The organism is Lichenibacterium minor (genome assembly GCF_004137685.1).
In the GTDB taxonomy this organism is placed as follows: domain Bacteria; phylum Pseudomonadota; class Alphaproteobacteria; order Rhizobiales; family Beijerinckiaceae; genus Lichenihabitans; species Lichenihabitans minor.
On sequence record NZ_QYBB01000003.1, the window covers coordinates 245520 to 252065 of the forward strand.

At 71.3% G+C, this 6546-nt stretch carries 5 protein-coding genes; 4 read left to right on the top strand and 1 reads right to left on the bottom strand.

The features are described 5' to 3' along the window. Positions 1 to 188: 188 nt before the first annotated feature. The 4 genes from D3273_RS05235 (at position 189) to D3273_RS05250 (ending at position 6148) form a co-directional block, all read left to right on the top strand. Entirely contained in the window at positions 189 to 1547 is a 1359-nt protein-coding gene (locus D3273_RS05235; protein ID WP_129224195.1) for a chloride channel protein, read from the top strand. Further along, a complete protein-coding gene (locus tag D3273_RS28100; RefSeq protein WP_165359379.1) occupies positions 1544 to 2425 on the top strand; it encodes a DMT family transporter in 882 nt (293 codons plus the stop codon). Before D3273_RS05235 ends, D3273_RS28100 begins: the two co-directional genes overlap by 4 nt. 73 nt (positions 2426 to 2498) lie before the next feature. Continuing rightward, positions 2499 to 5375 (top strand): excinuclease ABC subunit UvrB, encoded by a 2877-nt coding sequence (uvrB, locus tag D3273_RS05245; RefSeq protein WP_129224199.1) that lies wholly within the window; start codon positions 2499 to 2501, stop codon positions 5373 to 5375. 509 nt (positions 5376 to 5884) lie between these two features. Next, positions 5885 to 6148 (top strand): hypothetical protein, encoded by a 264-nt coding sequence (locus tag D3273_RS05250; RefSeq protein ID WP_129224201.1) that lies wholly within the window; start codon positions 5885 to 5887, stop codon positions 6146 to 6148. 191 nt (positions 6149 to 6339) lie between these two features. Here D3273_RS05250 and D3273_RS29590 read toward each other — a convergent pair whose 3' ends face one another. Next, a complete protein-coding gene (locus D3273_RS29590) occupies positions 6340 to 6474 on the bottom strand; it encodes a DUF3606 domain-containing protein (protein ID WP_281011210.1) in 135 nt (44 codons plus the stop codon). Positions 6475 to 6546: the final 72 nt, after the last annotated feature.

Here is a 6546-nt window from a genome sequence, read left to right on the forward strand (position 1 = left end):
GCCCCACGACGGGGTCCCGTCGAGAACCCACGCGGCCGAAGCCGTCGCGGACGACGGCGGCGGTGACGGGATCGGGGTGAGGCGCGACGGGGCGCGACGTGCCGCCGCCGAAGCCCAATCGCCCTCGACCCCGCCCGACGCTTCCGCCCGGGGTTGTGACGGCGGGGCGAATCCCCGATACGGGACGGATGCCGCTCCCCCCTCGCCGCCGCCGCACGTTCCGGCGCAGCCTCCGCCTCCGCGCCCTGCGCATCTGGCTGCCACGCGTCCGGCGGCGCTCCTTCTTCCTGTTCGGCGGCATCGCGGTGGGCGGGCTCGCGGTCGCGATGGCGCTGCTGGCCGACAAGGCCCAGGCGCTCTTCGCCGCCGCCGCCGACCGCGCCCCCTCCGCGCCCTTCCTGGTGACGCCGCTCGGCTTCGCCTTGTCGGCGTGGCTGGCGCGGCGCTATTTCCCCAACTCGGGCGGCAGCGGCATCCCGCAGGTGATCGCCGCCCACCAGATCGCCGATCCGGCGCAGCGCCAGCCGCTGGTCAGCCTGAAGGTCGCCTTCGGCAAAATCCTGCTCCTGCTGCTCGGCCTCGCCTGCGGGGCTTCGACGGGGCGCGAAGGCCCCACCGTGCAGGTCGGCGCTTCGGTCATGTACGCGCTGGGCCGGCTGGCGCCGCACCGGCAGCCGGGGCTGCTCATCGCCGGCTCGGCCGCCGGCATCGCGGCGGCCTTCAACGCGCCGCTCGCCGGCATCATCTTCGGCATCGAGGAGATGAGCCGCTCCTTCGAGGAGCGCACCAGCGGCCTCATCCTCGGCACCGTCATCGCGGCCGGCCTCACCTCGCTGGCCCTGGTGAAGAACTACACCTATTTCGGCGTCACCGCGGACGAGATGCCCTTCGGCGCCGAATGGTTGGCGGTGCCGGTCATCGCGGCGGCGGGCGGGCTGTTCGGCGGCATCTTCAGCCGCATCCTCATCGCGGCCGGGCGCGGCTTCCCCGGGGCCGTGGGGGCCGCCATCAAGGCACGGCCGGTGCTGTTCGCGGCGCTGTGCGGGCTCGGCGTGGCGCTGTGCGGCGCCGGCGCGGCCAACAGCGTCTTCGGCACCGGCTACGACCAGGCCAAGGCCATCCTCTACGGCACTTCGTCCCTGCCCGCGAGCTTCGGGCCGATGAAGTTCCTCGCCACCGTGCTGTCCTCGATCAGCGGCATCCCGGGCGGCATCTTCGCGCCGTCGCTCGCGGTCGGCGCGGGGCTGGCGGCCGACCTGCACGGGCTGCTGCCGATGACGCCGATCGGCGTGCTGACGATCCTCGGCATGGTGAGCTACCTGTCGGGCGTCGTGCAGGCGCCCATCACCTCCTTCGTCATCGTCGACGAGATGACCCAGAACCACGGCCTCGTGATCCCCATCATGATCTGCGCCATCATCGCCAACGCGGTGTCGAAGAGCGTCCATCCGCACGGCGTCTACCATTCCCTGTCACGCAACTTCATGCCGGTGCCGGTGGCCGGGCCGTCGCGCGACGGCGGGGCCGCGCGGGCGACGGGGCATTGAGGGGGCACGGCGCCGGCATCGCGCTGTATTCGCTCGGGGTGCTGCTCTTCGCCGTCAACGACGCGCTCGGGAAGTGGCTGGTGGGCCCCTACGGCGTGCCGGAAGTGTTGGCGCTGCGCAGCATCGGCGCCGCGGCCGTCCTGGTGCCGCTGGTGCTGTGGCGGCGGCCCGACCTCGACATCCGCGACCAGTGGCGGCCGCACGCGCTGCGCATCGCCTGCGCGGTGGTGGACAGCTTCGCCTTCTACTTCGCCAGCCGCGCCCTGCCGCTGGCCGACGTGATGTGCTTCTACCTGGCGGCGCCGCTGATCATCACGGCGCTGTCCGCCCTCGCCCTGGGCGAGCCGGTGGGGCGGTTCCGCTGGAGCGCGGTGGGCGTCGGGTTCCTCGGCGTCGTCGTGGCCCTGCGCCCGTCCGGCGCGTCCTTCTCGGCGCCGGCCCTGGTGGCGATCCTGGGCGCCACCGCCTTCGCGGGGTCCATCGCGGTCACGCGGCGGCTGCGCCGCACCGACTGGCTGACGCTGACGGCCTGGCAGTACCTCGGCACGGGCCTCTTCGGCGCGGCGATGCTGCCGACCGGCTGGGTGGCGCCCTCCGCCGCCGACTTCGGCCTGATGGCCCTGGTGGGCGCCGTGTCGATGAGCTGCTTCGTGTGCATCACCCGCGCGCTGGCGCTGGCGCCGGCGTCGCTCCTGGCGCCCTTCCAATATGCCTCGATCGTGTGGGCGGCACTGATGGGCTACGCGGTGTGGGGCGACGTCCCGGGGCCGAGCGTGGTCCTGGGCGCGGCCGTGATCGTCGCCTCGGGGCTCGTCGTGCTGGCGCGCGAACGGATGCGCGGCCTGCGGGTGGCCGACGGGGTGGCGCCCGTGCCGTGAGGGCCCGGGCCGCGCGCGTCGCGGCCGGCCGCGCAGGCTTTGCAGCCCGCCCCGCCGGCCCCATATTCGACCCATGCCGAAGAGCCGCACGACCGCCGACACGATCGAAGCCCCCGCCCGCAAGCCGGGCCGGCCCAAGGCCGTCGCGACGTCGGCGGCCAAGCCCGACGCCGCGGCGCCCGGCGCCAAGCCGGCCCGCCGCGGCGCCGCCCCCAAGGCGGGCCGGCCGGACCTCGTGCCGCTCGACGAGCACCTCGCCGCCCTGCTGAACCCCGCCCTCAACGAACCCCGCGCCCCCGCCGCCGTGGCGGACCGCGACGCCACGCGGGGCGGCTTCGCCGAAGCCCCGCAGGCGCGGTTCGAGCCGGCTCCCGCCCCCCAGGGACAGGGCGACGGCGGCGGGACGATCCAGCTCGCCCGCGGCGTGACGGGCGCCGCCGCCACGGCGGACGTGCTGGAGCGCCTGCTGAAGAGCGGCGACGTGCGCCTCAACGCCCGCCCCTGGGTGCCGCACCGCCCCGCCCGGCCCGACAAGTCGGAAGGCGGCATCACCTTCAAGATCCAGAGCGAATACGAGCCGAAGGGCGACCAGCCGACCGCCATCCGCGAGCTGGTGGCCGGCGTGAAGGGGTCCGAGCGCGACCAGGTGCTCCTCGGCGTCACGGGCTCGGGCAAGACGTTCACCATGGCGCAGGTAATCGCCGAAACCAACCGCCCCGCCCTCATCCTCGCCCCCAACAAGACCCTGGCGGCCCAGCTCTACGGCGAGTTCAAGAGCTTCTTCCCCGACAACGCGGTGGAATACTTCGTTTCCTACTACGACTACTACCAGCCGGAGGCCTACGTGCCGCGGTCGGACACCTACATCGAGAAGGAATCGACGATCAACGAGCAGATCGACCGGATGCGCCACGCCGCCACCCGGTCGCTGCTGGAGCGCGACGACGTCATCATCGTCGCCTCCGTGTCCTGCATCTACGGCATCGGCTCGGTGGAAACCTACACCGCCATGACGTTCACGGTGAGCGTCGGCGACAAGATCGACCAGCGCCAGCTCATCGCCGACCTCGTGGCGCTGCAATACAAGCGCACGCCCGACTTCACCCGCGGCAACTTTCGCGTCCGCGGAGACACGGTGGAGCTGTTCCCGGCCCATTACGAGGACCGCGGCTGGCGTTTCTCCTTCTTCGGCGACGAGATCGAATCCATTCAGGAGTTCGACCCGCTCACCGGCAAGAAGACCAACGACCTCAAGTTCGCCAAGGTCTATGCCAACTCGCATTACGTGACGCCGCGGCCGACCCTGATCCAGAGCATCAAGGCCATCAAGGCCGAGCTGAAGGAGCGGCTGGAGCAGTTGTTCGCTCAAGGGAGGCTCCTGGAAGCGCAGCGGCTGGAACAGCGCACGCTGTTCGACCTCGAGATGCTGGAAGCCACGGGCGTGTGCCAGGGCATCGAGAACTATTCGCGCTACCTCACCGGGCGCCAGCCGGGCGAGCCACCGCCGACGCTGTTCGAATACCTGCCCGACAATGCCCTGGTGTTCACCGACGAGAGCCACGTCACGGTCCCGCAGATCGGCGGCATGTACAAGGGCGACTTCCGCCGCAAGGCGACGCTGGCGGAATACGGCTTCCGCCTGCCCTCCTGCCTCGACAACCGGCCGCTGCGCTTCGAGGAATGGGACGCCATGCGGCCCCAGACCGTGCACGTTTCGGCGACGCCGGGGCCGTGGGAGATCGAGCGGGCGCAGGGCGTCTTCGTCGAGCAGGTGATCCGCCCGACGGGGCTGATCGACCCGCCCGTCGAAGTCCGCCCCGCCCGCACCCAGGTCGACGACGTGCTGGGCGAGATCCGCGACACCGCCGCCAAGGGCTTCCGCTGCCTCGTCACCGTGCTGACCAAGCGCATGGCCGAGGACCTGACCGAGTACCTCCACGACAACAACGTGAAGGTCCGCTACATGCACTCGGACATCGACACGATCGAGCGCATCGAGATCATCCGCGACCTGCGCCTCGGCACCTTCGACGTGCTGGTCGGCATCAACCTGCTGCGCGAAGGGCTCGACATCCCGGAATGCGCCTTCGTGGGCATCCTCGACGCCGACAAGGAGGGTTTCCTGCGCTCCGAAACGTCGCTGATCCAGACGATCGGCCGCGCGGCCCGCAACGTCGAGGGCAAGGTGGTGCTCTACGCCGACAACGTGACGGGCTCGATGGAGCGCGCCATGGCGGAAACCAAGCGCCGCCGCGCCCGGCAGGAGGCCTACAACACCGAGCACGGCATCACGCCCGCCACCATCAAGCGCGGCATCTCGGACATCCTGCAGAGCGTCTACGAGGCCGACCACGTCACGGTGGACACCGGCATGGCGGCGCCCGAGGCCCTGATGGGCCACAACCTCAAGGCCGCCATCGCGGACATCGAGAAGCGCATGCGCTCGGCGGCGGCGAACCTCGAGTTCGAGGAGGCGGCCCGCCTCCGCGACGAGCTGAAGCGGCTGGAAGCCACCGACCTGATGATCGGCGCCGACCCGATGGCGCGCCAGGCCGACGTGGAGCGCGAAGCGGGGCGGTACGCGGGCGAGCGCTCTTACGGCAGCGCCGCGAACCTGCCGGCCGGGACGGGACGGTCGAGCGCCGGGCGCGCGGGGGCGGTGCCGTCGGGGAGCGCGCGCGGGGCCGCGATGGCGCGCTCCGCCGCGGCGGGCGGGCCGCGAAAGCCGCGCGACGCCGACATGGGGCCGCACAATCTCGGGGGCGGCGAGGCGGGGCCGGCGCGGGGCGGTGCCGACGCACGCGCCGGCGCGGGGCGGGCGCGCAAGCCCGGGCTCAACGAGATGGGGCCAGGGCGCGAGGAAGCGCCGGCCGCGGCCGACGGCTTCGTGCGGCCGGAGAAGCCCGACCCGGGGGTGAGCAACTGGCGGAAGGGACGGGGGCGGCGCTGATCCGATACGACCGCCGCCCCTCGCTCAGGGCCTGCCCGAGTGGTTCATGCCGTCATCACCGCGGCTGGCCTGGGATCGACGGGAGCTTCGAGGCTCGCCCTCGCGGCGACGCCGGCCGAGCGTCCCGCGGGGACTTCGATGATCCCGGCCCGGTCGACCAGGAGAGCGCCCGTACGCCGGAGGGCACCCGCAGGGACGCGCCCCCGGTCACCTCGCGAAGATCGGCTTGAAGCCCCTGGCTTCCTGATCACGCTCGGCGGCGCGACGATGATGCCGCGAACGCACCGTCGAGCAGGCATAGGCGAAGGCCCGAACGATCTGCCTCGCCTGTCGTGGGCACTTCCCGACAGTCCCGGTCCTGCACGTTGCCAAGCGCCGCATGTACGGACTCCCCGCTCCACCTTTGCGCATACCGACCAGCCTCGACCATCAGTCGCGAAAAGCAGATTCGGCCAGCAAGGCCACTCGAACAGGCTCCGAGAGCGAGCGTCCCCGTCGCGGTCCCCCTCATGGGCGGAGCCACCAATGGGGCGCGGTTCCTGTCCTATGTCGCCGACGCCCTCGTGCCTGCGCTCACGCCGGTTGACGCGGTCGTCATGGACAACCTCGCCGCCCACGAGGCGCCCGGCATACGGTCGGCGATGGAGGCGGCGGGATCGCACCCGCGCTGCCGTCTCGCCTCTAGCCCCGACTTCAACCGCATTGATAGCGCCTTCGCCAAGCCCAGAGCACCGTTGTGGTCGGCGGCGGCCCGTTCCGTCCATGACCTGTGAGCCGCCATCCAAAGGGCGTTCACGCCTTTCAAACCCGAAGGGTACCGTAACGACCTCACCGCCGCTGGCTAGTGCATCGATCCATTCAGAAGGTACAAGGGATCGCCTCAATGAGAGCCCATAGGACGGCGCACCATCTGTCTGCATCAGTGTACTAGGATGTGCGCGACGCAGCCTGAACGACAACAGCGCTACCGCTTCTTGCCCAACTCGGCGGCAATATCCTTCGTCAACCGACCGACCTTCCGATGCGCCGCCGTCAGCTGGTCCTGCGTCACGCCCCATCGCTTCATCCAGAACTCGACAGCCTTGCGTTCCGACGTAATTGCTCACGAGGTCGTGCTGCCGTTCAGGCCGGCACGGCGATTGGCTGGCCTCGCAGCGTGAGGCGGATGGCA

Coding starts and splice junctions, on each gene's coding strand:
- D3273_RS05235 (WP_129224195.1), top strand. CDS start 189: ATGCCGCTCCCCCCTCGCCGCCGCCGCACGTTCCGGCGCAGCCTCCGC.
- D3273_RS05250 (WP_129224201.1), top strand. CDS start 5,885: ATGGGCGGAGCCACCAATGGGGCGCGGTTCCTGTCCTATGTCGCCGAC.
- uvrB (WP_129224199.1), top strand. CDS start 2,499: ATGCCGAAGAGCCGCACGACCGCCGACACGATCGAAGCCCCCGCCCGC.